Annotated in this window: 25 protein-coding genes and 1 tRNA gene; 15 read left to right on the forward strand and 11 right to left on the reverse strand. The window is 69.3% G+C overall.

Annotated features, from left to right (window positions below; all coding sequences use genetic code 11):
- The first annotated feature begins 632 nt into the window (after positions 1-632).
- Positions 633-1,190, forward strand: a complete 558-nt coding sequence (locus tag ACFXI3_RS29965; protein ID WP_344265858.1) for a hypothetical protein — start codon at positions 633-635, stop codon at positions 1,188-1,190.
- Positions 1,191-1,313: 123 nt separating this feature from the next.
- On the opposite strand, the gene ACFXI3_RS29970 is transcribed toward ACFXI3_RS29965, so the two are convergent.
- Entirely contained in the window at positions 1,314-2,366 is a 1,053-nt protein-coding gene (locus ACFXI3_RS29970) for an alpha/beta hydrolase (protein WP_344265855.1), read from the reverse strand.
- Positions 2,367-2,551: 185 nt separating this feature from the next.
- Here ACFXI3_RS29970 and ACFXI3_RS29975 point away from each other — a divergent pair, with 185 nt between their 5' ends.
- The 5 genes from ACFXI3_RS29975 (at position 2,552) to ACFXI3_RS29995 (ending at position 6,325) form a co-directional block, all read left to right on the forward strand.
- Entirely contained in the window at positions 2,552-3,124 is a 573-nt protein-coding gene (locus ACFXI3_RS29975) for an NADPH-dependent FMN reductase (RefSeq protein WP_344265852.1), read from the forward strand.
- Between the two features lie 133 nt (positions 3,125-3,257).
- On the forward strand, positions 3,258-3,680 hold the full coding sequence (locus tag ACFXI3_RS29980; RefSeq protein ID WP_378403995.1) for an organic hydroperoxide resistance protein: 423 nt from the start codon (positions 3,258-3,260) through the stop codon (positions 3,678-3,680).
- A gap of 26 nt (positions 3,681-3,706) precedes the next feature.
- Entirely contained in the window at positions 3,707-4,183 is a 477-nt protein-coding gene (locus ACFXI3_RS29985; RefSeq protein WP_354747488.1) for a DNA starvation/stationary phase protection protein, read from the forward strand.
- 96 nt (positions 4,184-4,279) lie between these two features.
- Complete coding sequence (locus ACFXI3_RS29990; protein ID WP_344265843.1) at positions 4,280-5,671, forward strand: glutamate decarboxylase; 1,392 nt, start codon at positions 4,280-4,282, stop codon at positions 5,669-5,671.
- 27 nt (positions 5,672-5,698) lie between these two features.
- Positions 5,699-6,325, forward strand: a complete 627-nt coding sequence (locus ACFXI3_RS29995; RefSeq protein WP_378403998.1) for a TIGR03085 family metal-binding protein — start codon at positions 5,699-5,701, stop codon at positions 6,323-6,325.
- Positions 6,326-6,362: 37 nt separating this feature from the next.
- Here the strand turns inward: ACFXI3_RS29995 and ACFXI3_RS30000 are convergent, their stop codons facing one another.
- Complete coding sequence (locus ACFXI3_RS30000; RefSeq protein WP_344265837.1) at positions 6,363-8,210, reverse strand: prolyl oligopeptidase family serine peptidase; 1,848 nt, start codon at positions 8,208-8,210, stop codon at positions 6,363-6,365.
- Positions 8,211-8,249: 39 nt separating this feature from the next.
- On the opposite strand from ACFXI3_RS30000, the gene ACFXI3_RS30005 reads away from it, so the two are divergent.
- Positions 8,250-8,993 (forward strand): methyltransferase domain-containing protein, encoded by a 744-nt coding sequence (locus ACFXI3_RS30005; protein ID WP_378404000.1) that lies wholly within the window; start codon positions 8,250-8,252, stop codon positions 8,991-8,993.
- A gap of 15 nt (positions 8,994-9,008) precedes the next feature.
- Here ACFXI3_RS30005 and ACFXI3_RS30010 read toward each other — a convergent pair whose 3' ends face one another.
- From ACFXI3_RS30010 to ACFXI3_RS30025, 4 genes are all read right to left on the reverse strand, one after another.
- Positions 9,009-9,341: a hypothetical protein gene (locus tag ACFXI3_RS30010; protein WP_378404001.1), complete on the reverse strand. Its 333-nt coding sequence runs from the start codon at positions 9,339-9,341 to the stop codon at positions 9,009-9,011.
- A 206-nt stretch (positions 9,342-9,547) separates the two neighbouring features.
- Positions 9,548-9,621: transfer RNA gene (locus ACFXI3_RS30015), tRNA-Pro, on the reverse strand.
- Positions 9,622-9,650: 29 nt separating this feature from the next.
- A complete protein-coding gene (locus tag ACFXI3_RS30020) occupies positions 9,651-10,631 on the reverse strand; it encodes a metallophosphoesterase (protein ID WP_378404003.1) in 981 nt (326 codons plus the stop codon).
- A gap of 284 nt (positions 10,632-10,915) precedes the next feature.
- Positions 10,916-13,069: a transglycosylase domain-containing protein gene (locus tag ACFXI3_RS30025; protein ID WP_344265825.1), complete on the reverse strand. Its 2,154-nt coding sequence runs from the start codon at positions 13,067-13,069 to the stop codon at positions 10,916-10,918.
- Positions 13,070-13,406: 337 nt separating this feature from the next.
- Here ACFXI3_RS30025 and ACFXI3_RS30030 point away from each other — a divergent pair, with 337 nt between their 5' ends.
- On the forward strand, positions 13,407-13,700 hold the full coding sequence (locus tag ACFXI3_RS30030) for a WhiB family transcriptional regulator (RefSeq protein WP_116205781.1): 294 nt from the start codon (positions 13,407-13,409) through the stop codon (positions 13,698-13,700).
- 37 nt (positions 13,701-13,737) lie between these two features.
- On the opposite strand, the gene ACFXI3_RS30035 is transcribed toward ACFXI3_RS30030, so the two are convergent.
- Genes ACFXI3_RS30035 through ACFXI3_RS30045 form a run of 3 tightly spaced genes read right to left on the reverse strand, consistent with a single transcriptional unit; the run spans position 13,738 to position 16,131 of the window.
- Positions 13,738-14,856, reverse strand: a complete 1,119-nt coding sequence (locus ACFXI3_RS30035) for an ArsA family ATPase (RefSeq protein WP_370933470.1) — start codon at positions 14,854-14,856, stop codon at positions 13,738-13,740.
- Positions 14,856-15,860, reverse strand: coding sequence for an ArsA-related P-loop ATPase (locus ACFXI3_RS30040; protein ID WP_116205783.1), 1,005 nt, complete (start codon positions 15,858-15,860; stop codon positions 14,856-14,858). The genes ACFXI3_RS30035 and ACFXI3_RS30040 overlap by 1 nt, the downstream gene beginning before the upstream one ends.
- Before the next feature lie 22 nt (positions 15,861-15,882).
- Complete coding sequence (locus tag ACFXI3_RS30045) at positions 15,883-16,131, reverse strand: hypothetical protein (RefSeq protein ID WP_344265815.1); 249 nt, start codon at positions 16,129-16,131, stop codon at positions 15,883-15,885.
- Positions 16,132-16,272: 141 nt separating this feature from the next.
- Between ACFXI3_RS30045 and ACFXI3_RS30050 the strand changes: the two genes are divergently transcribed.
- The 7 genes from ACFXI3_RS30050 to ACFXI3_RS30080 all read left to right on the forward strand — a co-directional run bounded on the left by ACFXI3_RS30050 (position 16,273) and on the right by ACFXI3_RS30080 (position 20,821).
- Positions 16,273-16,434 carry a DUF4177 domain-containing protein gene (locus ACFXI3_RS30050; RefSeq protein WP_020664158.1) on the forward strand — a complete coding sequence of 54 codons (162 nt, stop codon included), beginning with the start codon at positions 16,273-16,275 and terminating at the stop codon, positions 16,432-16,434.
- A gap of 10 nt (positions 16,435-16,444) precedes the next feature.
- Positions 16,445-16,900: a RidA family protein gene (locus tag ACFXI3_RS30055; protein WP_116205785.1), complete on the forward strand. Its 456-nt coding sequence runs from the start codon at positions 16,445-16,447 to the stop codon at positions 16,898-16,900.
- Positions 16,900-17,529: a hypothetical protein gene (locus ACFXI3_RS30060; protein WP_037808399.1), complete on the forward strand. Its 630-nt coding sequence runs from the start codon at positions 16,900-16,902 to the stop codon at positions 17,527-17,529. Before ACFXI3_RS30055 ends, ACFXI3_RS30060 begins: the two co-directional genes overlap by 1 nt.
- A gap of 38 nt (positions 17,530-17,567) precedes the next feature.
- A complete protein-coding gene (locus ACFXI3_RS30065; protein ID WP_344265805.1) occupies positions 17,568-18,755 on the forward strand; it encodes a hypothetical protein in 1,188 nt (395 codons plus the stop codon).
- Positions 18,756-18,965: 210 nt separating this feature from the next.
- On the forward strand, positions 18,966-19,793 hold the full coding sequence (locus tag ACFXI3_RS30070; RefSeq protein WP_378404007.1) for an NUDIX hydrolase: 828 nt from the start codon (positions 18,966-18,968) through the stop codon (positions 19,791-19,793).
- Complete coding sequence (locus ACFXI3_RS30075; RefSeq protein ID WP_378404009.1) at positions 19,794-20,570, forward strand: MBL fold metallo-hydrolase; 777 nt, start codon at positions 19,794-19,796, stop codon at positions 20,568-20,570.
- Entirely contained in the window at positions 20,567-20,821 is a 255-nt protein-coding gene (locus ACFXI3_RS30080; protein ID WP_344265796.1) for a glutaredoxin domain-containing protein, read from the forward strand. The genes ACFXI3_RS30075 and ACFXI3_RS30080 overlap by 4 nt, the downstream gene beginning before the upstream one ends.
- Before the next feature lie 618 nt (positions 20,822-21,439).
- Here the strand turns inward: ACFXI3_RS30080 and dnaN are convergent.
- Together dnaN and ACFXI3_RS30090 are read right to left on the reverse strand one after the other, a co-directional pair.
- The gene (gene dnaN, locus ACFXI3_RS30085; RefSeq protein ID WP_378404011.1) at positions 21,440-22,513 is read right to left on the reverse strand and encodes a DNA polymerase III subunit beta; all 1,074 of its coding nucleotides are present in this window, start codon (positions 22,511-22,513) and stop codon (positions 21,440-21,442) included.
- 109 nt (positions 22,514-22,622) lie between these two features.
- Entirely contained in the window at positions 22,623-23,882 is a 1,260-nt protein-coding gene (locus ACFXI3_RS30090; protein WP_378404013.1) for an MFS transporter, read from the reverse strand.
- Positions 23,883-23,912 lie beyond the last annotated feature (30 nt).

Consider the following 23,912-nt stretch of genomic DNA (forward strand, 5'->3'; position numbering starts at 1 on the left):
GCGGCGATACGGCTGAAAAGGCACGTACCCCATGAGAGCAAGAGTTGGTACGAGCGTGCAACTTCTTTTCGTCACACCCTCCGCGCTGCGTCGCGCACCCGGTCGGGTGTCGCGCAGGCGTTCGGCGGGGTCGGAAAATGCACGCGCGACCTGGGTGATAACTTCGTCGTCAGCACGGAAAAGCATTCTCGCCGCCCATTCGCGAACAGTTTTTCACTTTTCTGCGCCGACCTTGGAGTTCTCCGGTCGAAGCGGCGGCGGTCCCCGGAAAAAGGGGAACGGACCCGAATGCGGGCGGCGGTGCGTGCGTGGGGGACCCACCACGGTCGGACGAGCGAGATCGCGCGTCCCGACGGGGTGATGAAGGTAATCGATCACGAACTACGCCTGTGTGAGTGAGCAATGCCGCCATTTGGGCAATCCGGCTACTATGAGTCAGATTCAGGTCCGCGGTCCGTGATCGTCGGGGGACGCGCAAGCCGTCCACGTTAATCAATTGCGGGCCGGTTCCCGGTTCTTGGATTCGGCACGTAAGGGTTAGAAAAACTCCCTATCCGGTGATCGGCTGGTGTTGGGCCGACACGGCGGGTATCGATTTACCCGGCAGGTCCCAAAGGCCAGGGAGGTAAAGAATGAAAGGCAAGATCGGGCGGATCATCGCCGTGGTCGCCGCGGGCAGTCTGCTGGCCGTCGGCACTTCGGGGATGGCCTCCGCGAGCCCGGCGGGCGGCAAGGGCTCCTCGGCCACTCAGGCCGTCGCCGCGCAGGTGCTGCAGATGCGTGACGACTTGACCAAGGTGGCGTACGCGGGCGACGTCGCGAAGACGAGGGCGGACCTGGGCAAGCTCAGCCCGGTGCTCGCCGACATCGCGGCGGGCAAGCGCTACCAGGTCCAATCCGAAACCCAGCAGCTCTCGTCGGCGGCGAAGGTCCGCGCGGACGAGTCCAACCGGCTCTTGGCCGACCCGACTGCGACGCCGCGGCAGATCCCGCCGTTGCCGATCCCGCCGCTGCCGGACCTGCCCGGACCGCTCAAGGCGGTGAGCGACCTGGTCAAGGGCCTGCTCGCCGCGGTCACCAGCCTGCTGGGCGGCTTGCTCGGCGGGGTGCCGGTGCCGCCGCTTCCGGTGCCGACGCCGCCGTTGCCCGCACCGCCGGTGCCCGCACCGGTGCCGGTGCCTGGCACCTGAGCAGCCTGAACGGGAGGGGAAAAGGCCCGGAGCCTGGTGCGGTTCGCCGCGCCAGGCTCCGTTCCATGTCCGGGCTCGTGAGTGGCGATGCCGGTTCTAGCCGGTTCTAGCCGGCATAGACGCTCACGAGCGCTTCGCGAGTCCCACCCGCAGCGCGCCGGCCATCTCCGCGATCGCTTCCCGGAACCGCGTCCCGACTCCGGCGAAGTTGAGGAATCCGTGGATCAGGTCGGACTGCCGGCTGAGTGCCACCGGAACCCCCGCCGCGCGCAGTTTTTCCGCGTACGCCTCGCCTTCGTCGCGCAGCGGGTCGAAGCCCGCGGTCACGATGTAGGCGGGCGGGAGTCCACTGTGGTCAGTCGCGAGCAGCGGCGACATCCGCGGGTCGGCCTTGTCGACACCTTCGGGCGCGTAATGCCCCTCGAACCACACCATCGCCGCGTCGGTGAGGAAGAGGTCCTCGCCGAACAGCGTGCGAGACCGGCGTCGCGTGGTGAAGTCGACCGCCGGGTAGATCAACAGCTGGAACGCCGGCGCCGGGCCGCCGCGCCGGGTCGTCTCCAGTGCGACGACGGCGGACAGGTTGCCGCCCGCGCTGTCGCCGCCCACCGCGATCCGGTCCGGGTCCGCGCCGAGGTCGGCCGCCTTGGCGTGCGCGTAGTCGAACGCGGCCAGCGCGTCGTCCACCGGCCCGGGGAACGGGCTCTCCGGCGCGAGCCGGTACTCCACCGACAGCACCCGGACGCCGGCGTGCTTGGCCAGGTAGCGCGCGGCGTTGTCGTGCGTGGCCCGGCTGCCGATGACCCAGCCGCCGCCGTGGAAGAACACCAGCAGCGGCGACGGTTCGGGCAGCCCGGCCGGGGTGTAGAGGGTGGCGTCCAGCGACGCGTCGCCGGACGGGATGGCGACGTCGCGGGTCGCGACGGGGTTGACCCGCTTGCCGTTCACCAGGTGCTGGCTCGCTTCCAGCAGCACGCGCGACCGCTCGACCGAGCCGTTGACCAGCGCGGCGCCGGAAAGCTTCTGCAGCCGAAGCAGCAACTGGGCGTCGAGAGCGAGTTCCTGGCCGTCCAGCCGCAGCGGCGCTCCGGCGATCAGCCTGCGCACCGGCCGGGGCAGCCAGAACAGCAACTGGGCGGCGGCAGTCTGGGCGCGGATCTGCAGCGGAATGGCCATCGTTCCTCCTCGAACGCCGGATGAGCCGAGGTTACTTGCCAGTAGGTACGTTGGTCCAGTCGGTGTGTGACCCAAGCCTCCGTCCCAGATTCTGGTCCTCCAGTTAGGTCGAGGGGTTAGCCTCAAAACGAGCCAGCGTGGCGCAGCCACTCCGTTGAGGGTGGCGGTGGGGAGGAAGGTCGGAAGTGACTTCAGCAAATAAGGTCAAGGTGCTGGGCATTGGCGGCTCCCTGCGGGAGGGCTCGCAATCCGAGCGCGCGTTGCGCATCGCGCTCGCCGCCGCCGAAGAACGCGGCGTCGTGACCGAGCTGATCCCGGGTCCCGAGCTGGTCCTGCCGTTCTACGACACCGCCATCCCGGAACGGGACGAACGCGCGCGGAAGCTCATCGAGGGCATCCGCCAGGCGGACGGGCTCATCGTCGTCTCGCCCGGCTACCACGGCGGGCTGTCCGGGCTGGTCAAGAACGCCCTCGACTACGTCGAAGACCTCCGCGAAGACACCCGCCCCTACCTCGACGGCCGCGCAGTGGGTCTCGCCGCTGTCGCCTATGGCTGGCAGGCCGCGGTCACCACGCTCGAACAGCTCCGCACGATCACGCACGCGCTGCGCGGCTGGTCCACTCCCTTGGGTGGTTCGATCAACTCCGCCGAGACGAAGTTCGACGAGGCCGGCGGGGCCTCCGACGAGAAGAGCGTCCGCACGTTGCGGCTCATCGGGGAGCAGGTCGCGGAGCACGCGCTGCTTCGCGCACGCTGACGTTTCGCCTCCTCGTATCCCGGTTATTCCTGGGGTGATGACTGCCATGCCGGGGCACTGTTCCGCGGATGCGGAGCGTTGAACTCATTGAGACGCTGACTCCGGAGGCGTCCCCGATGAGGAGGCAATACGCATGGCCGAGCCGATTTACACCGCTGTCGCGACCGCGCGAGGAGAAGGCCGCAACGGCGACGTGACGTCCTCGGACGGCGTGATCGACGAGTCGCTGGCGATCCCCAAGGAGATGGGCGGTCCTGGCGGTGACAAAACCAACCCGGAGCAGCTGTTCGCCGCGGGGTACTCCGCGTGTTTCCTGAGCGCACTGCAAGCCGTGGCCCGGCAGGCGAAGGTCGCGCTGCCCGCGGCGACGGTGACCGGTTCGGTCAGCGTGTTCAAGAAGGACGTCGGGTTCCAGCTCGGCGTGCGGCTAGACGTCTCGCTGCCCGGCTTGGCGAAGGCCGACGCCGACCAGCTGGTCGAGCAGGCGCACCAGGTCTGCCCGTACTCCAACGCTACCCGCGGCAACATCCAGGTGGAGTTGACCACCACCGTCTGAGCCAAGACCGAGGAGGGACACCCGAGATGACGACTTCCCCCATCAAGAGCCCGCTTTCCGACGCGGACAAGGAGATCACCGGCAACGCGCTGCAGGCGACGCTGACCGATCTGATCGACCTCTCGCTCATCGCGAAGCAGGCGCACTGGAACGTGGTGGGCCAGAACTTCCGCAGCGCGCACCTGCAGCTCGACGAGCTGGTGTCGACCGCGCGGCAGTACGTCGACGAGGTGGCCGAGCGCGCCGCCGCGATCGGGGTTTCGCCCAACGGCAAGGCGAAAACCGTCGTGGCGACGTCCGGGGCCCCGGAGTACCCGGACAACTGGCAGTCCGTCGACTCGACTATCTCCGCGATCGTCGACACGCTCGCGACGCTGATCGAACGGCTCCGCAAGCGCATCGACGAGACCGACAAGAGCGACCTCGTGACGCAGGACCTGCTCATCGAGATCACCCGCGCGCTGGAAGAGGCGCACTGGATGTGGCAGGCGCAGCAAGCCTGACCCGCCTCGCTCGCCAGAAAAGCCGTCCGCCTTCGTGGCGGGCGGCTTTTCCGCATCCGGTGGTCGTCACCGGCGCCCGGCAGTAGGTTCGCAGCCATGGTGCTGCATCAGGGGAAACAAGATCGGGCAGACCGGAAGACGGGCACGAATCCGTTGTACGCCGGGAGCAATCCGGCGCTCGCCGCGGACTTCACGATGCCGCGCGACCGGCTGCGGGACGATTCGCTGCCGCCGGACACGGCGCTGCAGCTGGTGCGCGACGAGCTGATGCTCGACGGCAACGCGCGGCTCAATCTCGCCACGTTCGTCACGACGTGGATGGAGCCGCAGGCACGCGAGCTGATGGCCGAATGCGTCGACAAGAACATGATCGACAAGGACGAGTACCCGCAGACCGCCGAACTCGAGCGGCGCTGCGTCAACATCCTCGCCGATCTGTGGCACGCGCCCGATCCCGCCGACATCATGGGCTGTTCGACCACCGGGTCGTCCGAGGCCTGCATGCTCGCCGGGATGGCGCTGAAGCGGCGCTGGGCGAAGCTGGGCCGCACCGGAAAGCCGAACCTGGTGATGGGCATCAACGTCCAGGTGTGCTGGGAAAAGTTCTGCGAGTACTGGGAAGTCGAGCCGCGCCTGGTGCCGATGGAGGGCGACCGGTACCACCTGTCCGCGGAAGAAGCGGTGAAGCTCTGCGACGAGAACACGATCGGCGTCGTCGCGATTCTCGGCTCGACCTTCGACGGCAGCTACGAGCCGGTCGCCGAGGTCGCGGCCGCGCTCGACGCGCTGCAGGAACGGACCGGCTGGGACATCCCGGTGCACGTCGACGGCGCGTCCGGCGCGATGATCGCCCCGTTCCTCGACGAGGACCTGGAGTGGGACTTCCGGCTGCCGCGCGTCGCGTCGATCAACACCTCGGGGCACAAATACGGCCTCGTCTACCCCGGCGTCGGCTGGGTCGTGTGGCGCGACAAGGCCGCGCTGCCCGAGGAATTGGTGTTCAACGTCAATTACCTGGGCGGCGACATGCCGACCTTCGCGCTCAACTTCTCCCGCCCCGGCTCGGAAGTCGCCGCGCAGTACTACACGTTCGTCCGGCTGGGCCGCGAAGGTTTCCGTGCGGTGCAACAAGCTTCGCGCGACGTGGCGATGTATCTGGCCGACGAGATCTCCAAACTGGAGCCCTTCGAACTTCTCACCCGCGGCGACCAGTTGCCGGTTTTCGCCTTCACCACGCGCTCGGACATCACCGCGTTCGACGTCTTCGACGTTTCCCGCCGCCTCCGCGAACGCGGCTGGCTCGTGCCCGCGTACACGTTCCCGGACAACCGCACCGACCTGGCTGTGTTGCGGGTCGTCGTCCGCAACGGATTCACGCACGACCTGGCCGACCTGCTGCTCGCCGACCTGAAGCGCGTGCTGCCGGAGCTGAACCGCCAGCCGTCGCCGCAGCACGACCCAGCCACGTCGACGGGATTCCACCACTAGCGGCTACCAGCGAGTAACCTGGCCGGCATGGGCCTTGCCAAGGATGAACGCCAAGCGCTGAGCGACCTCTTCGAGCAGCTCGGCCCGGACGCCCCGACTCTGTGCGAAGGCTGGCAGACGCGGGACCTCGCCGCGCACCTGGTCGTTCGAGAACATCGACCGGACGCGATGCCGGGGATCGTGGTGCCCGCGCTGGCCGGTCACACGCAGAAGGTGCAGGACGGCGTCGCGGCGCGCCCGTGGGACGACCTGGTCTCCCAGGTCCGCAGCGGCCCGTCCCGGTTCTGGCCGACGTCCATCGGCCCGGTGGACGAGGCGACGAACAGCGCTGAGTTCCTGGTGCACCACGAGGATGTCCGCCGGGCCCAACCGGAGTGGACCCCGCGCCCGGCAGACCCTTCGCGAGACGCGGCGGCCTGGAAGCTGGCGACGCGGACGGCGAAGCTGAACCTGCGCAAATCCCCGGTCGGGGTGGTGCTGCGGACGCCGGAGGGCCAGTCGGCTTCGGTGAAGTCGGGCGCGCCGGTGGTCACGGTGGTGGGCGAGCCGGTGGAACTGCTGCTGTTCGTCTTCGGGCGCGACGCGGTGCAGGTGACTTACGAGGGGGACGATGCCGCGGTGGCGCAGTTGAAGGGCGCTAAGCGCGGGCTGTGAGCCGGGCCGTCCAGTCGAACCTGGACGGCCCGAACCCTCAGCGCATTCCCAATGCCCGCAAGGCGAAGTAAACCTCAATCGACGTCTGCTTGATCGTCTCCGCGATCACCAGCGACCCGTGCCCGGCGTCGTACCGGTAGAACTCGTGCGGCGCGTCGCGCTTGGCGAGGCGGTCCAGGTAGTTCTCGATCTGCCGGATCGGGCATCGCGGGTCGTTGTCGCCGGCCAGAATCAGCACCGGGGCGGCGACCGCGTCCACATAGGTCAGCGGCGAGCATTCGCGGTACACCGCCGGCACGTCGTCCGGGGCGCCGCCGAACAGGGCGCGGTCGAACGAGCGCAGTTGTTCCATCTCGTCCTCGTAAGCGGCCACGTAGTCGGCCACCGGCACGCCCGCGACTCCGGCCGCCCATCGGGTCGGCTGGGTGCCCATTGCCAGCAGGGTCAGGTATCCGCCCCACGAAGCGCCGTTCACCACGCACTTGTCCTTATCGGACAGTCCACTTTCGACAGCCCAGTCGTGCACCGCCGCGACGTCTTCCAGTTCCGTCAAGCCCGGGCGGCCTTCGATGGCGTCGCGCCAGGCCGAGCCGTAGCCGGTGGAGCCGCGGTAGTTCACCTCGACCACGGCGAATCCGGCGTCCAGCCAGGTCGCGCGGTAAGCGGAGAACCGGTCCTCGTCGGCCGCGTGCGGGCCGCCGTGCAGGGAGAACACCGTCGGCAGCGGGCCGTCGGGAGCGTCCGCCGGGCGGGAAACCAGCGCGTGGATCCGGCCGCCGACGCCCTCGACGAACGCGTCGGTGACCGGCGACGAACCCGGCGCGCGCTCGCCCGGCGGCGTCAGCAGTACGGAATCGGTGCCGTCGGCAGCGCGGGCACGGACCGCGGCGGGTTCCGCGGCGCTGGACCACGAGTACTCGATCGTCCCGTCCGGGCGCACGCCCGCGCCGCCGATCCGCCCGGCCGGAGTGTCCACAGCGGACAGTTCGCCGGTGTCGAGGTCGTAGCGGTACAACGAACTGCGCGCCTCGTGGAAGTGCACGACCAGCAACGCGCGAGCGTCCGGATACCAATCCGCGACGACCTCGCCGGGCAAATCGATCAGCAGCTCGGTTTCGGTGTCCGCCTGCACATCCCACACCAGCAGTTCTTCACGGCCGCGGCGTTCGTGCAGGACCAGTACGCGCTGGTCGCCCGGAAGCGGCGAGAACTCCAGCGCCTGCAAGCCTTTTCCTTCGCCGTCCCACTTCTCCGCGACGGTGGCGAACCCGTCGGTGGACAGCACCCGCAACGCCGGATGCCGCGAATCCCCGTGCTCGGAATGGGAAATCGCGAGCAGGCTTTCGTCGCGCGACATCGACGCGATCCCAGCGTCATCCGAGTGCTGGTAGAAACGCTCGGTCACGCCGTCGATTTTCGCGAACAATTCGCTGCCGTCGTCGGTCGAAACGCCGGCCGCGATCACTCGCCGGCCGATCTCCAGACCGGCCGGATATCCGTCGTGAATATCGGGCAATGCTTTGACGGCCGCGGAACTGTCGCCGTCGAACGGCTGGCTGCGCCACGATCCGAACTCGTCGCCGTCGGTGTCGTCGAACCACCAGATGGCCGTGCCGTCGGGCGCGGGCGTCGCGTGCAGGGTGCCGTTGGGTCGATTGGTGACGCGCCGGTGACTGTCGGTGGCCCGGTCCCACGCGTAAACCTCCCAGACGCCGCTGGCGTTGGAGACGTACACGTTGGCCTCGGGTGCGTCGCGGGCCCATTCGGGCACCGAGATGCGCGGCGCGTGGAACCGCGCCAGCCAGCGCTTTTCGGCTTCGGCGTCGTCGAACAGGCGGTCCGGGACCACCGCGGGCGGATTTTGGTTGCCTGACTGCGTGCTCACCCCTCGATCCTGCCACCTTCCACCCGTACTCTGTGCGGGGTGCTGGAGGGTTACGCGCCGGGCTATGCCCAAGACGCGCTGTCGATGATGAACACGCGCACAGCGAGTGACCGCGCCGCGTTCGCCCGACCGCTCTTCACCCCGGGCTCAAGAGTCCTCGACCTTGGTTGCGGTCAAGGCTCGATCCTCAGTTCCGTGGCCCCGGACGTGCGGGTGATCTGCGTCGACGTCCGTCCCTCGGCAACCGCTTCGCCGTCCACAACGGACTACGTGGCCGGAGCGGTCTACGCACTTCCCTTTGCCGCTTCATCAATCGACGTAGTGTTCGCTCACTCGCTTTTCGAGCATCTGTCCGACCCGCACGCGGCTCTGACCGAAATCCGCCGCATCCTGCGCCCCGGCGGCAGGCTGGCGTTGGCCGCGCCGGACTGGAGCCGGGCGAAAATCCGTCCCAGAACAGCAAACGTGGACGCCGCCCTGCGCGGCTATTACTTGGTGCGCCGCCGCGCGGGCGGCGACCCCTTCGCCGGTCGCGCGATCGCCGCCCACGTCGCCAACGCCGGATTCACCGACATCGTCGAGCGCGCTCGCTTCCGTGAAGAGCTGTCCTACCGATCCCTGGCCGCCTACATGGAATCCCGGCTGGCCGTCGCCTTGTCGGAATCCGGCGGGAACGATCGCGACCAAGTGACGTCCGCGGCTCGTTCCGCTTGGTCCTGGGCAAGAACCGCCGCCGTCGGCGACTTCCAGCAGTGCTGGCAAGAGCTGACCGCTACCTGCTAGTGCGCGCGGGCGGGATTACCGGGTGTGGCCGGAAAAAACACTCGCCGCCGCGAGGACGACGGGTACCGCGCCGAGCGCGACGCAGAACAGCCCGGCGGGCCAGAGCGTCCGGCTGTACATCCGCCGAGACAGCCAGACCGCGAATCCGCCTGCCAGCAGGGTCCAGACCGAACCCGCCGCGAACGTGGTGAATGCCGCGTCCGCGTTGACCCAGCCTTGACCGCCGCGGCTTAACGCGAGAACGAAGAGAAGCCCGCAAACAGCGGCGATTCCCAGCGCGATCAAAGCCAGCCCGAGAACCAGGATTACCGTTCTCGCCGCCCGGATGTCCCGGTCGCAGGAAAGCACCGCGGCAGAATAGCCGTCGCCGTCTCCGGAAGGTAATTGCTTTCCGATTTCGTAGTGACAGCGCAGAACCATCTGGTTCAAGATCGCGGTTGCCGGTCCAACGCGCCTCGCGAACTCGATCGGCGCAGGGGGCAGCCGAACCGTGGAAGGTGGCGGAAACAATGAAGGCCGGGTAGTCACTCTCGTGGCTACCCGGCCTTCATGCGTCGGGGTGGCGGGATTTGAACCCACGACCTCCTCGACCCGAACGAGGCACGCTACCAAGCTGCGCCACACCCCGAGGTACTGCTTAGCGGGTCGAGAGTAAGTCTAGCGGACGGGTTTCGCGGCTTTACGCGGGGCCGGTTTGCGGGGGTCGGAGGCCCCGGATCCGCGCGGGACCAGCGTCAACAGGCTCGCTTCCGGCGGGCAGGCGAAGCGGGCGGGGGCGTAGGGGGAGGTGCCCAGCCCGGCGGAGACGTGCAGCCACATGCGGGCTCCCCAGCGGGAGGCGCCGCGGGCGCGGCTGCGGTCGAGTTCGCAGTTGGTGATGATCGCGCCGTAGCCGGGGATGCGGAGCTGGCCGCCGTGGGTGTGGCCGGCGAGGACCAGGTCGTAGCCGTCGGTGGCGAAGGTGTCGAGGACGCGCGGTTCCGGGGAGTGGGTGACGCCGAGGCGGACAGCCGCGGTGGTGTCGGCGGGTCCGGCGATGTCGGAGTAGCGGTCGCGGTGGAGGTGCGGGTCGTCGACTCCGGCGGCGAAGACGGCGCGGCCGCCGACGTCGACCGTGCGGCGGACGTGCGTGAGGTCGACCCAGCCGTGTTCGACGAAGGCGGCGCGGAGGTCGCGCCAGGGCAGCTGGGTGCCGTGGATGCGCTTCTTTTTGCCGCGCGGCATGAGGTAGCGCGCCGGGTTTTTGGGCTTGGGCGCGTAGTAGTCGTTGCTGCCGAAGACGAACACCCCGGGCCGGTCCAGCAGCGGGCCGAGCGCGCGGAGCACGGACGGGACCGCGGTGCGGTGGGAGAGGTTGTCGCCGGTGTTGACGACGAGGTCGGGTTCGAGCTCGCCGAGCGCGGCGACCCAGCGCTGTTTGGCCTGGTGGCCGGGCAGCATGTGCAGGTCGGAGACGTGCAGGATGGTGAACGGCGGCGTGCCGGGCGCGAGTACGGGCAGTTCGGCGGTCCGCAGCGTGAAGCGGCGGCGTTCGATGCCGACGGCGTAACCGAGGGTGGCGGCCCCGAGGGCGATGGTCCCTGCGGCCAACCGCTTCGCGGTGCCCCCGGGCGGACTGGCGTTACCGAGCGTGCTCACAAGGTCGAGGATACGTGTTCGATCGGGTCGTCCGCTGTGGCCGGTGCCGGACGACGCGGGGCGAAGGTCTCAGCGGCATTCTCTCGACTTCCGGCACCGGGCGTCGTTGGATCGAATTGGACTGGACCAGCCGGACAGCGACGCGGAGCCGGGCGAGGGACTGGCGATTCTCTTCTTGCTCGCGGTGCCGCGGCTTTTCCGGATAGCGCACAAAGGATGACGGCTGAGCCCGGACAAGCGAAACGGGGCGGGAGATCGCGTCTCCCGCCCCGTTTTCACCGGATTCAGTTGGTGTACGCCGGATCCTCCGGCGGCAGCGGAACCACCGGCTGGTCCTTCATGATGTTCGTCATCGCGCCGAACCACGTCTGTGCGGGCGTCTTGCCGCCGAACATGTTGCCGGTGCCGCAGGTGGACACGTCGCCGGGTCCGCCGTAGCACAGACCGCCGCTGCCGCCTTCCGGACGGAACACCATGGCCGCGCCGGCCATCTGCGGGGTGCCGGCCACGAAGGTCGCCGAGCCGTTGTTCTGGGTCGTTCCCGTCTTGCCGACGAGCGGACGGTTCCAGCCGACCGCTCCGGCCGCGGCGGCGGACGTGCCGCCGGGCTGGTCGTCCTTGCTCATGCCGACCGCCATCGTGTTCGCGAGGCCTTCCGGCACGACCTGCTCGCACGGCGCTTCCTTGATCGGAACCGGTTTGCCGTCGCGGTCGGTCACCGACGCCAGCGGGGTCGGCGGGCACCATTTGCCGCCGCTCAGGATGGTCGCCGCGACATTCGCCATTTCCAGGCCGCTCGTCGGGCTGAAGCCGAGCGTGAACGCACCCGTGCCCGGATAGTTCGGCTTGGGGCCGTAAGCCTGTGCCTGGCTCTGGTTCTTGCCCGATTCGTTCGACTTCGGGTCGACGCGGCCGCCGCCGGGGTTGCTCGCCATGGTGTCGCGCATGCCGAGCTTGATCGCCATGTCGATGCCGGGCCCGGTGCTGCCGATCTTGTCCTCCAGCGCCACGAACGCGGTGTTCGGCGAGGTCGCCAGCGCCATCTGCAAGGAAAGCGATTCGGGGGAGGATTTGCTGGCGTTGCCGACGCAGTACCAGCGGGAGTTCAGCGGCGGACCGGTCGGCGGACAGTGGTTGCCGCCACCGGTGAAGACGTGCGACGTATAGCCGCTGCCGACCGGGATGTTGCTGTAAATCCCGGCGACGTGCTGGTTCAGCGCCGCCGCGGTGGTGAAGATCTTGTAGCTCGACCCCGCGCCGCCGGTGTTGAACACGCCGGACGGGAGTGCGTACGTCGTCTGCCCTTGATCCGCGTCGATGCCGTAATCCCGGTTCGCCGCGAGCGCCACCACTTCGTGCCGGTCCTTGCCGGGCCGGATCAGCGAAAGCGTGTTCGCGACGTTCTTCTGGGTTTTGCTCACCTGTTGCTCGGCCGAGACCTTCGCCTCGTGGTTGGCCTTCTCGTCCAGCGTCGTCTTGATCGTGTAGCCGCCGGTGTACAGCTGGTCCTTCGACATCCCGGACTTGATCAGATAGTCCTCGACGTACTGGCAGAAGAAGCCGTTCTCCGGCCCGGCCCCGGTGCAGTTCGACGCGGGCTTCTGCGGGGTGTCCGGCACCACGCCGAGCGGTTCCGCCTTGAACTTGTCCGCGTCCGCCTTCGCCAGCTTCTGGTTGCTGACCATCCGGTCGAGCACCAGGTTGCGCCGCTTGGTCGCCTTGTCCGGGTGGTTCCACGGGTCGAAGACGATCGGGTTGTTCACGATGCCCGCGAGCAGCGCGGCCTGCGGCACGGTCAGGTTCTCCGGCGTGGTGTTGAAGTAGGCGTGCGCGGCCGCTCCGACCCCGTAGATCTGCCTGGAGAACTCGACGATGTTGAGGTAGCCGGCGAGGATCTGGTCCTTCGAGAGCTTGGTCTCGAGGTTGATCGCGATCCGGGCTTCCTTGAGCTTGCGCGAGAGCGACTGCTCCTGCGCCTTGGCCTGGCCGTTCTTGTCGCCCCGGTAGACGACGTTGATCAGGTAGTTCTTCACGTACTGCTGCGTGATCGTCGAGGCGCCCTGCGTGTCCCCGCCCGCGGTGTTGGAGACGGCGGCGCGCAGCGTCCGGCCCCAGTTGACCCCGTGGTGCTCGTAGAACGCCTTGTCTTCGGCGGACAGCAGCGCCCACTTCAGCGCCGGGTTGATCTGGTCCGGGCGGACCGGGATGCGGTACTGGTCGTACAGCGTCGCGATCGGCTTCCCTCCGGAGTCGGTGACAGTCGTCACCAGCGGCGGCGGGATGTCGGCGAGGTCGGAAGACGTCTTGTCGACCGTCTCGCTCGCCTGGTTGGACACGACCCCCGCGGCGCCCACCACCGGGAACATGATCCCGGCGACCAGCACCCCCGCCAGCAGGCACAGGCCGATGAGCTTGAAAAGACCATCCGTTTTGCGCACGAAAGCCAGGGTACTGAAGCCCCGTGTCGCCTCCGTGACCTCACGCCCGCGCGCCCCCGGCGGAGATCGATAACGGGACCCCGTGTCGTGACCTCAGGTAACGGAATGCATGCTAGGTCTCGACGGAGGGAACCGAGGGACCCTACAGTCCGTCAACGTCTCACGTAGATGCCGACAGACGGAGCAGCCCGGGTGGGAGCCTGGCTGGTCCGGAAAGCGGCAGCGGCACCGGGGAGGTGCCGTCACCGACGTGCGGCGCAGTGGGAAACGCTCGCGGGGGTGGGAGCGGGAGCTTCGCCTTCGCTGGTGCCATACACCAGATGAGGGAGCTGGGGGTATGCAAACCAATCAGGTTGGCTGGCGGGTCGATGCCTCGTGCCGGGACGCTGATCCCGACGGGTTGTTCGTGCGAGGCGCCGAACAGAACAGGGCGAAAGCCGTGTGCATGGGGTGCCCGGTCCGCACCGAATGCCTCTCCGAGGCACTCGACGGCCGGATCAATTTCGGGGTCTGGGGCGGGATGACGGAACGGGAGCGGCGCGCCCTGCTGCGCCGTCGCCCGGACGTGACCAGCTGGACTGACCTGCTCGAAGCGGCCAAGCGGGACGCGCTGGCCGCCGCGGCGGGCTGAAACCCGCTCGTGAGCGGCTGTGCTCAGGCGCAGCCGCTCACGACGTCAGTTTTGCTCCGATGTCGCGCAGGCCCTCGAGGTCGTGCACGTCACCGGCGAGCGCGGGCACCCGGGTCAGCGGCACTTCCGGATGCGCGCGGGTGAAGCGCGCGAGCAGGCGGTTTTCGCGTTCGGCCAGCGCGACCCGGTCCGCGTGCAGTCGCAGCACGGCCTCGGCGAGCGGCGCGTTCTGCACCGACTCGGCGGCGGTCAGCGCTTCGGTCGCGGACAGCGGCGCGAGCACCGGGTGCGTGCGGTTGGCGACCAGACCGGCCAGCGGCATCGACTCGCCGGCCAGCCGCTCGACGAAGTAGGACGCCTCGCGCAGCGCGTCCGGCTCCGGCGCGGCCACCACGAGGAACGAGGTGCCCGAAGACCGCAGCAGCTCGGCGGTCTTGCGCGCGCGTTCGCGGAATCCGCCGAACATGCTGTCGAAGGCCTGCATGAACGCCGACGCGTCGGCGAGCAGCTGCCCGCCGATGATCGTCGACACGGCCTTCGCGAACATCGAGAACCCGGCGCTCACGACCTTGCGCAGACCCCAGCCGCCCGCTTTCGCCGGGCCGGTGAGCAGCCGGATCATCCGGCCGTCGAGCGCGGTGGACAGCCGAGTCGGCGCGTCCAGGAAGTCGAGCGCGGACCGGCTCGGCGGCGTGTCGACGATGATCAGGTCCCATTCGTCGGTCGCCGCGAGCTGGCCCAGCTTCTCCATCGCCATGTACTCCTGCGTGCCGGAGAACGACGTGGAAATGGTCTGGTAGAAGGGATTCTGCAGCAGCTGCTCGGCCCGCTCCGGGCCGGCGTGCACGCGCACCATGTCGTCGAACGTGCGCCGCATGTCGAGCATCATCGCCCACAGCTCGCCCTTGGGCTCGAAGCCTTCGACCTGCACCTGCTTCGGGTGATTGCCCAGTTCGCGGAGCCCGAGCGCCTGCGCGAGCCTGCGCGCCGGGTCGATCGTGAGCACCACGGTCTGCCTGCCGCGTTCGGCGGCCCGCAGCGCGAGCGCCGCGGCGGTGGTGGTCTTGCCGACGCCGCCGGAACCGCAGCACACGATCACGCGGCTGGCCGGGTCGTCGAGGAGGGCGTCCACGTCGAGCACCGTGTCGGCGGGCATCAGCGCACCCCCTGTTCCTGCAGCGTTTCGGCGAGTTCGTAGAGCGCGGCGACGTCGACGCCGTCGGTGAGATCCGGCAGCTCCAGCGTCGGCAGATCGGCCTCGGCGAGCTGTTCGCGGGCCCGTTGCTCGGCGGCGACGCGGACGGCGTGCTCCACGGTTTCCTCCACGAGCGCGTCGAGCGTCGCCTCTGGCAGGTTCAGCCCGGCCGAGGCGAGGCCGGAACGGACCCGGTCGGCGTCCACCCGGCCGTCGGCGGCCGCGGTCACCGAGCGCGCGGGCAGCCGCGGCGGGCGGACCCGGTTCACCAGCACCGCGCCCGGCCGCAGGTCCGCGCCGTCCAGTTCAGCCACCGCCTCGACGGTCTCGCGCACGGGCATCTCCTCCAGCAGCGTGGTGAGGTGCACGGCGGTCTCGCCGGAATGCAGCAGCCGGACCACGCCGTCGGCCTGGCCGCGGATCGGGCCGGTCTTGGCGAGGTCGGTGAGAGCCTTGGTGACGTCGAGGAACTTCACCACGCGCCCGGTCGGCGGCGCGTCGACCACGACCGCGTCGTAGGTGTGGCGGCCGTCGGATTCCGTGCGCCCGACGCATTCCTTGATCTTCCCGGTGAGCAGGACGTCGCGAAGGCCCGGCGCGAGCGTGGTGGCGAACTCGATCGCCCCCATCCGGCGCAGCGTCCGCCCGGCGAAACCGAGGTTGTAGAACATCTCGAAGTATTCGAGCAGCGCCGCTTCTACGTCGATGTGCAGCGCGCGCAGTTCGCCGCCGCCGGGGACCGACGCGATCCGCTGTTCCGCGTACGGCAGCGGTTCGGTGTCGAAAAGCTGGGCGATGCCCTGGCGGCCCTCGACCTCGATCAAGAGCACCCGGCGCCCGCGCGAGGCGAGTGCGAGACCCAGCGCCGCGGCGAGCGTGGTCTTGCCGGTACCGCCCTTGCCGGTGACGAAATGCAGCCGGGCCCTGGCGAGCTCGTCGGTCCAGCCGGCGGAGGGTGTGGTCACATCCTCAACACTAAACCGGTGCTCAGCTGGCCAGCATCATGACGCTGACCGCAGCCGCGACCGCCGCGACGACGATCCAGGTCACCAGGGCGGGCAGCACGGTCAGCGTGAGCACTGCCACCACGATCAGCCCGGTGAGGGTGACCGCTCCGGCGATCGCGACCTGGCCCGAATCGTTGACCCGGTCCCGGGTTTTGGCCATCACGGCCAGCACGAGCGGCACTCCGGCAACGGCGAGCAGCACGGTCGCGACGATCCGCCAGGTCTCCACGTGCCCACGCTAGCGAGCGACGATCGGATGTGAAGTGACCCACACTCACCCGGCCTAGCCAGGCGTTGCCCTGGACGGGTGACGGGCTTTCGGCGGCGGCGGTCCGGAGGGGCCTTGCCCGCTTGGTTACGCTCCCGAGTCATGAGTGCGACCAAATGGGAGTACGCCACCGTCCCGCTGCTGATCCACGCTACGAAGCAGATTCTCGACCAGTGGGGCGAGGACGGCTGGGAGCTGGTGACCGTGCTGCCCAACCCGAGCGGCGAACAGCACGTCGCGTACCTGAAGCGGCCGAAGAGCTGAGGGGGCGGCGTTGACCTGGAGCGACCGGCTCGCCGAGCTCGGAATCGAACTGCCCGGAGTCGCCGCACCGCTGGCCGCGTACGTGCCGGCCGTGCGCACCGGCTCGCACGTCTACACCTCCGGCCAGCTGCCTTTCGTCGACGGAGCGCTCGCCGCGACCGGGAAGGTCGGCGGCGAGGTCAGCCCGGAGGAAGCCAAGGGCCACGCCCGCACGGCGACGCTGAACGCGCTCGCCGCGGTGCACGCCCTCGTCGGCATTGACTCTGTTGTCCGGATTGTCAAGGTGGTCGGTTTCGTCGCCTCCGCGGAGGGCTTCACCGGCCAGCCCGCGGTCGTGAACGGGGCGTCCGAGCTGCTCGGCGAGATCTTCGGCGACGCCGGGGTGCACGCCCGGTCGGCCGTCGGCGTCGCGGAGCTTCCGATCGCTTCGCCGGTGGAAGTCGAACTGATCGTGGAGGTGGAGTGATGGACCCCGACATCGAACAGTCCCTGCACGAACTGCTGCTGCGCCTGGCGGGCCGCACGCCGGACCAGCTGTTGTGGCGTTTCCGCGACTGGCTCGGCGAAGGCGCGATGGGGACGCTCGCGCGGACCCTGCCGAGGTCTTTGCTCAAGCACAGGATCGATTTGGACCAGGCGGAGTACCGGCTGCTCGTGGCCGGTCTGATCCCGCACGGCGCCGACTGGCACCAGGTGAGTTCGACCCTGGGGGTAGACGACGTCACCGAGACCAGGTACACATTCACGCAGAGTGCGCCCGAATGGGTGAACTCCGTCGACTCTGTGTCCGTCTTGCTCCACGCGACGTTGCGTGGACGCGCGGATGTGGGGGAAGTACGGCAGAGCTGGCGGCGCCTCGGCGCTTCCGGCGAGGGCGGGGCGAAGCGTGTCCTGCTGGTGACGGCGACCGCGGGACAGCCCCGGCTCACCGGTGAACTGCAGCGGGTGCTGCGGGTCATGGGGGACGAGGAACCCAGCGTCGAGGTCATCCCGCCGCGCTTCGACCTTCCCGGGTACCACCGGGCCGCGCTCGCCGAGTCCGAGCTGGTCTGCGTAGGCGCCGCGGGCGCCGGTCATCGACTTGTCGCCGCTTAACGCTCGTTGCCGCCAGGCGAGCTGGGAGGAGCAGAGCCATGGTGGAGGTTCACGACGGCCCGATGGACGGGTTCTCGGTGCCCCTGCGCCTGCATAACTTGTTGCTGGCCCTGGCGGGCCGCATCGACGACAGCGCCCTTACCGAAGCGCGGGAACTGATCGCCCGCGCCCACATCGACGAGGCGGTGGAACTCACCACCGGCACGTTGATCGCGGGCCGGATCGGGGTGAGCGAGGCCGAACAGCGCGAGCTGGCGCTGGTCCTCGAGATGAGCCGGTCGGACGCGACGCTCGCGAACGACCTGCTGGTCACCGACCACGAGCCGATGCACACGCACCGGTTCACGGGCGACAACCAGCCCGAGTTCGGTCTCGCCGAAGCGCTCGACCGCACCCTGCAGGTGCTGCCCGACGTGCGTTCCGTGCACGCGGTGTGGCGCAACACCCCGGCGGGCAGCGTGCCGGGCGCGCTGCCGCAGCGGGTCGTGCTGGTCGAGCTGGGTCCGGAGGGCAATCCGCCCGCGGTCGCTTTCCGCGTCGACACCGCATTGCGCCGGGCGGGCATCCGCTCGGTCGTCGAGGTGAGCGGCCCGGGGATCCCGCAGTCGGATTACCACCAGGCCGCGGGTGCTGTCGCGAGCCCGGTCTGGGTCACCGGCAGCACGCATTCGGCCCCGGACTACCGGCCGGAACCGACGCCGCAGCGCAGCGCCCCGGCGCCCGCTCCGGCTCCGGTGCCCGAGCCGGTCTCGGAAGCCCCGAGCCGCCACGGTCACCGTCAGCCCGAGCCGGAACCGGTTGCCGCGGCGGAGCCGGTGGTTCCGGTCGCGCCGGTGGTGCCGATCGTGCAGGCCGTGCCCGCACAGCCGGTCGCGATGCCGGAGCCGGCGGCTGAGCCAGCCGCGTCTTCGGAGCGTCCGCGGACGGCCGGGTCGGAGACGCGCGCCGAGCGCACGTCGGACCTGACTCCGTCCGAGGTGGCGCAGCTGCGGCGCGCGCTGGCCGAGGATCCGGAGAAGGGCCGCGAGATCGCCGCGGGCAAGCCGAGCATGCACGAGGTGGTCGAGCTGCCCGCGCTGGATCTGGACGATCCGAGCCTGTCCGAACGCGACCGTGCGTTGCTGCGCGAACTGCACGAGGAACTGGCCGAGCGCGAACGTGCCGAGGCCGCCCGGTTGCGGCTCAACGGCGCGTCCCGCTCCGGCGGGGATCAGCACTGGTCCTGACTGTTGTTCCGTGAAGGGCTCCTTGAGGGAATCTGATTCCCTCAAGGAGCCCTTCACGGCTTTCGGGCGAGCGGCTTCGGGCTGGTTCGGGTCGCGGTCCGTGAGGGCCACCCCGAGGGACTCTGAGTCCGTGAAGGTTCCCCTCACGGACTGTCGCGAGGTGACACAAGTAATCCGCGACGCGTACGGATTGCGAGGTATGTTGCCCGGGTGGAACGGCCGCGTGAATTCGTTTTCGACATCCCCGCCCGTCCCGGCATCGCGATCCGGGACAACGCGGATGGCCCGCCGGCGACCCCGAAGGACGCCGCCACGGTGATCCTGCTGCGGGACACTTCGGACGGTGGCGTGGAGGTATTCCTCCAACATCGTGTGATGGGCATGGCGTTCGCCGGCGGCATGACTGTGTTCCCCGGCGGCGGGGTGGACCCGCGCGACGCCGACGCGTCCGTGGCTTGGGCCGGGCCGCCGCCGTCGTGGTGGGCCGAGCAGTTCACCTGCGACGAAAGCCTCGCCCGCGCGCTCGTGTGCGCCGCGGTGCGCGAGACGTTCGAGGAGTCCGGCGTGCTGCTGGCCGGGACCGAGGATTCGGTGGTCGCCGACGTCGCTCCGTATCACGAAGCGCGAAAAGCCTTGGAATCACGGGAAATCTCACTCGCCGGCTTCCTCGCCGACGCCGGGCTCACGTTGCGCGCGGACCTGCTGCACCCGTACGCGCACTGGGTCACGCCGCCGCAGGAACAGCGCCGATACGACACCCGCTTCTTCGTCGCGAAGCTGCCCGAAGGCCAGCGCGCCGACGGCGCGACCTCCGAAGCGGTCGCCGCCGGTTGGCAACCGCCCGCCGAGGCAGTCGCGGACGCACGCGAAGGCCGCCGCACGCTGATGCCGCCGACCTGGCTGACCCTCGTCGAACTCGCCGAGTTTTCCAAGGCCGACGCCGTGCTCGCGGAGCCGCGCGAGATCGTGAAGACCGTGCCGACCCTTGTCCGGGACGGCGAGAACATCCGCGTTGTCCTCGATACTTCGGAGTCCTGAGTGACCGCTCCTGCTTATGGCGTGCTGCGCCGTGTTTCCGAGACCGCGTCGGTGCTGTTGGAGAACAACCCGTCCACGATGACGTTGGAGGGAACCAACACCTGGGTCCTGCGCGGCGGTGACGCCGCCGCGTCCGTGGTCGTCGACCCCGGCTATCACGACTTGGACCACCTGGAAAAGCTGGCCGCGGTCGGCCCCGTCGAGCTGATCCTGCTTACCCACCACCATCCGGATCACGCCGAAGGCGCACCGTGGTTCGCCTCGAAAACGGGCGCACCCGTTCGGGCCTTCGACGCCTCTCTCTGCATCGACGCACCCCCCTTCGCCGACGGTGACGTTATTACCGCGGGCGGCCTGGACTTCACGGTCTTGCACACACCCGGCCACACCGACGATTCGGTGTCGCTGCTGGTAGCAGGCCAGATCCTGACCGGAGACACGATCCTCGGCCGAGGCACGACGGTCCTGCACGACCTGGGCGACTACCTGCGCTCGCTGCGCAAACTGATCGCCCTGCCAGCCGGTACTCCCGGCCTCCCCGGACACGGTCCGGAGCTGCCGGATCTGCCCGCGACCGCCCGGGAGTATTTGGCGCACCGGGAACAGCGCCTGGATCAGGTGCGTTCCGCCTTGCGAACGCTCGGCGAAGACGCAACGCCGCGGCAAGTGGTCGAGGTCGTCTACGCCGACGTCGACCGTGCGCTGTGGGCGCCGGCCGAGGCGAGCGTGCGCGCACAACTGGACTACCTACGGGCTTCTTCGGAGGACGGACAATGAGCAACGTCGAGGTCGAGTTCTACTGGCGCCCAGGCTGCGGCTTCTGCTCAGCCCTGCGCCGCCCGCTGCTGGAAAGCGGCCTGCCGGTGCGGGAAATCAACATCTGGGAAGAACCGGGCGCGGCGGAGCGAGTGCGCGCGGTGGCGAACGGAAACGAGACAGTGCCCACGGTGATCGTGGGGTCGACCGCGCTGGTGAACCCGACTTTCGACGAGGTCAAAGCCGCGGTGGCAGCGGAGACCGCCGCCTGAGGAAGGTTTGCGGCGCGGTGCGGCTGCTCCCTGGGCTTGCGTCGAGCGCGCCGAAGAGGCCTGGGGTGGGCGGGTGCCCGGGTGCTCCCGCAGGCTTGCTGCCACTGCACCGAGGAGGGATGCCGGGGCGGCTCCCGGCGTGTTCGGGGCGCCTCGGCGGAGAGCTGCTCGCTCCTGACGCGGCGGCGCAGACCCGGCTTGCTCGGGGTGCTGCGGCGCATGTCCGGGTGCCTCGGCGCAGAGCTGCTCGCTCCTAGCGCGGCGGCGCGGGCCCCACTTGCTCGGGATGCCACGGCGCAGGTCCGCGTAGCTCCGGCGTGACTCCGGCCCAACCCAGCTCAACTCGGTGCCGCTCGGCACAGCCAAGCCAACTCAGCGCGCTGGCTCAGCCAACCCCGCGCGGCATGGCGCGGGTGAGCTTCGCGCTGCTTGTCCGCCTAACCCGGCTCGGCCAGTCCAATCCAGTTTGGCTCCCGTTCGCTCCGGCAGCGCCCTGCAGCCACGCCCGGCACCCGTGCGGCCGGGGACCACGGCAGCCCGAGACCGCATCCCGCTCGATGCGAATTGGCTGCCGCTTCGAACCGGGATCAGCGAAGACCGGACTCGGCGAGCGCCGGGTCACCGAGGCAGCATCGGCATCAGGTAGTACTTCAAGCTCACCTCCCGGCCATCCGCATCCGCCGGGGTCAGGACGCACGCTCGCAGCCCGGGCTGGATTGCCAGGCGGACTCGTTCTCCGGTGAACGGGGCTAGTGCGTCCAGGAAGTATCGGGCCTGGAAGGACGGCGAGGTCCGGCCGCCGCAAACGTTTGCCTTCAGGTGTTCCTCTGCCTCTCCGGTGTCTTGCCGGGTGCTGGCCAGGCGCAGGTGCGCATCGCCGACTTCCAGGGTCAGGACACGGCGGTCCTCGGAGTAGACGCCGACTCGGCGGACAGCCGCGGCTAGCTCGTCGGCGCCGACCTCGACTTCCGTGTCGACTGCGTCGGACGGGATTGCGTCTGCGGACAGGAAGCCCGCGTCCAGGACTGCCGTTGTCACAGTGCCGCCGGGCCAGCTCAGGGCGAAGTGGCCGGTGTCGGCGTGGAGTCCCATCGCACCGGCGCTGTGGCGAGCGGCTTCGGTCAGCAGGGTGGCCGGGACCAACACGTCGATGGGGTCTTGGACGTCTTGCAGCGGCAATCGAGCCACGGCCATTCGGTAGCGGTCTGAGGCTGTCAGGCATAGCTCGTCGCCGATGGATTGCACTCGTACGCCGGTGAAGATCGGGAGCGGATCGTCCTTCGCGGCGGTGCCCGCGACGGTGCGCAAAGCCGTGCGGAGGGCAGCGCCGTCTACTTTGGACAGTAAGGGTGGCGGTGCTGGATCGTGCAGCAGGTCGCGGTCCAGCAGGGGCAACGCGAAGCGGGCATTGTCCGTTCGGATCGCGAGGCGAGTTCCTTCGACAGCCAGCCGGACCTGGTCGACATCCAGCATGCGGATCGTTTCGGCGAAAGGCGCGGCTGGCACTACGACTTCGCCGTCCAGGTGCGTCGTCGCCGGGCAGGACAACTGCACGGCCAGGTCGCGGTCGTTTCCGGACACGACGAGACCGTCAGAGTTCGCCCGCAAACGCAGGCGGGCTTGCCTTGAGAGGAGTCGGGCGGCGGCGGTCACGGCGGCTGTGAGCGGCCGTACGAAAGAGGTGAGATCCATGCCACGCAACGTAACGGCGACCACCGACAAAAACGCGAGCCGAACCCGTTGAGCTGCGAAAACACGTGGGCACGGGCAGCGTGCGAGAAGGCCCGCGGCGGGGGAACGGCTAGCTGGCAGCCCCGACGAGAGCGCCGTCCGCGGGAACCGGCGTAGCGGCCCGCACGGTCCCGCGCAGCAGCCACACCACCCCGGCCAACGCGACGCCTGCCACCCCGGCGGCCAAGAAAGCCGCAGCTGTCCCGGAATGCTCGACCAGGTAGCCGCTCACCGACTGCCCAGCCGCGAGGCCCAGCGTCACCGCGGTGAGGACCCACCCGAAGGCCTCGGCCGCAGTGCCGCGCGGGGCGACGACCTCGATCGCCGCGGAGTGGGTCGTCGACTGGGGCGTGATCATCGCGCCGGCCAGCAGCATCAGCAACGCCAAGGCCCACAGGCTCGACGGAAGGGCAAGCAGCGCAACGAAAGCGCCGAATCCGCCCAGCAGGACCGGCAGCCGCAGGCCGAGCCGGCGCGGCCACGGGTGCAGGCTGTAGGCCACGCCGAACGCCACCGAACTCAGCGACCACGCCGACAGCAGCAAACCGCTCAGCGAAGGATGGCCGGATTCCGTCGCGGCGGCGGGGACAGCGACCTCAACGAACCCGATCACCATGCCGAAACCGAGCGCTGCCAACGCAAGCGTTCGCATCCCGGGGCTGGCCAGCGCGCCGAGCAGCGGCGTCTTCGCCTTCGGGGCCGGACCCCACGCGCGCACAGTCGGGTTCAGCGCGAACAGCACCGCGCCGGTGACCATGGTGATCGAGCCGACGACCATGCCGGTGCCCGCCCACGGCGCGGTGATCAGCAGGCCCGCGATGCCGGGGCCGAGAATGAAGAAGACCTCCATGCTGATCGCCTCGTACGACAGCGCGGCGTTGCGAGCCGGCCCCTCCGGCAGGATTTTCGTCCACAGCGCCCGCGACGCGGAGCCGACCATCGGTTCCGAAAGCCCGGTCGCGGCGGCCAGCGGGATCAGCGCGAACGTCGGCAGATGCGCCTCGATCGCGACCGCGAGCGACGCCATCGACAGCGCGAACACGGCGGCGACGATCAGCAGCGGACGGCTCGGCCCGAACCGGTCGATCAGCCTGCCCTGCACGACCGCGCCCACCGAGACCCCGGCGAGCGAACTCGCCGAGACCAGCCCGGCCGCGGCGAACGAACCGGTTTCGCGCTGCACGTACAGCAGCGCGGAAATGCCGATCATCGCGATCGGGAGCCGGGCCAGGACCGACGCGATCACCGGCCCGCGCGAGCCAGGGGCGGTCAGCGCGGCACGGTAGTCGGCGAGCGTGGTGCGGCCTTCGGAATGGGCAGACTGGGACACGCGTACTAGTATGGCGAAATTGGTACGGAG

The sequence above is a fragment of the Amycolatopsis sp. NPDC059235 genome, from assembly GCF_042754125.1.
Lineage (GTDB): Bacteria > Actinomycetota > Actinomycetes > Mycobacteriales > Pseudonocardiaceae > Amycolatopsis > Amycolatopsis albidoflava.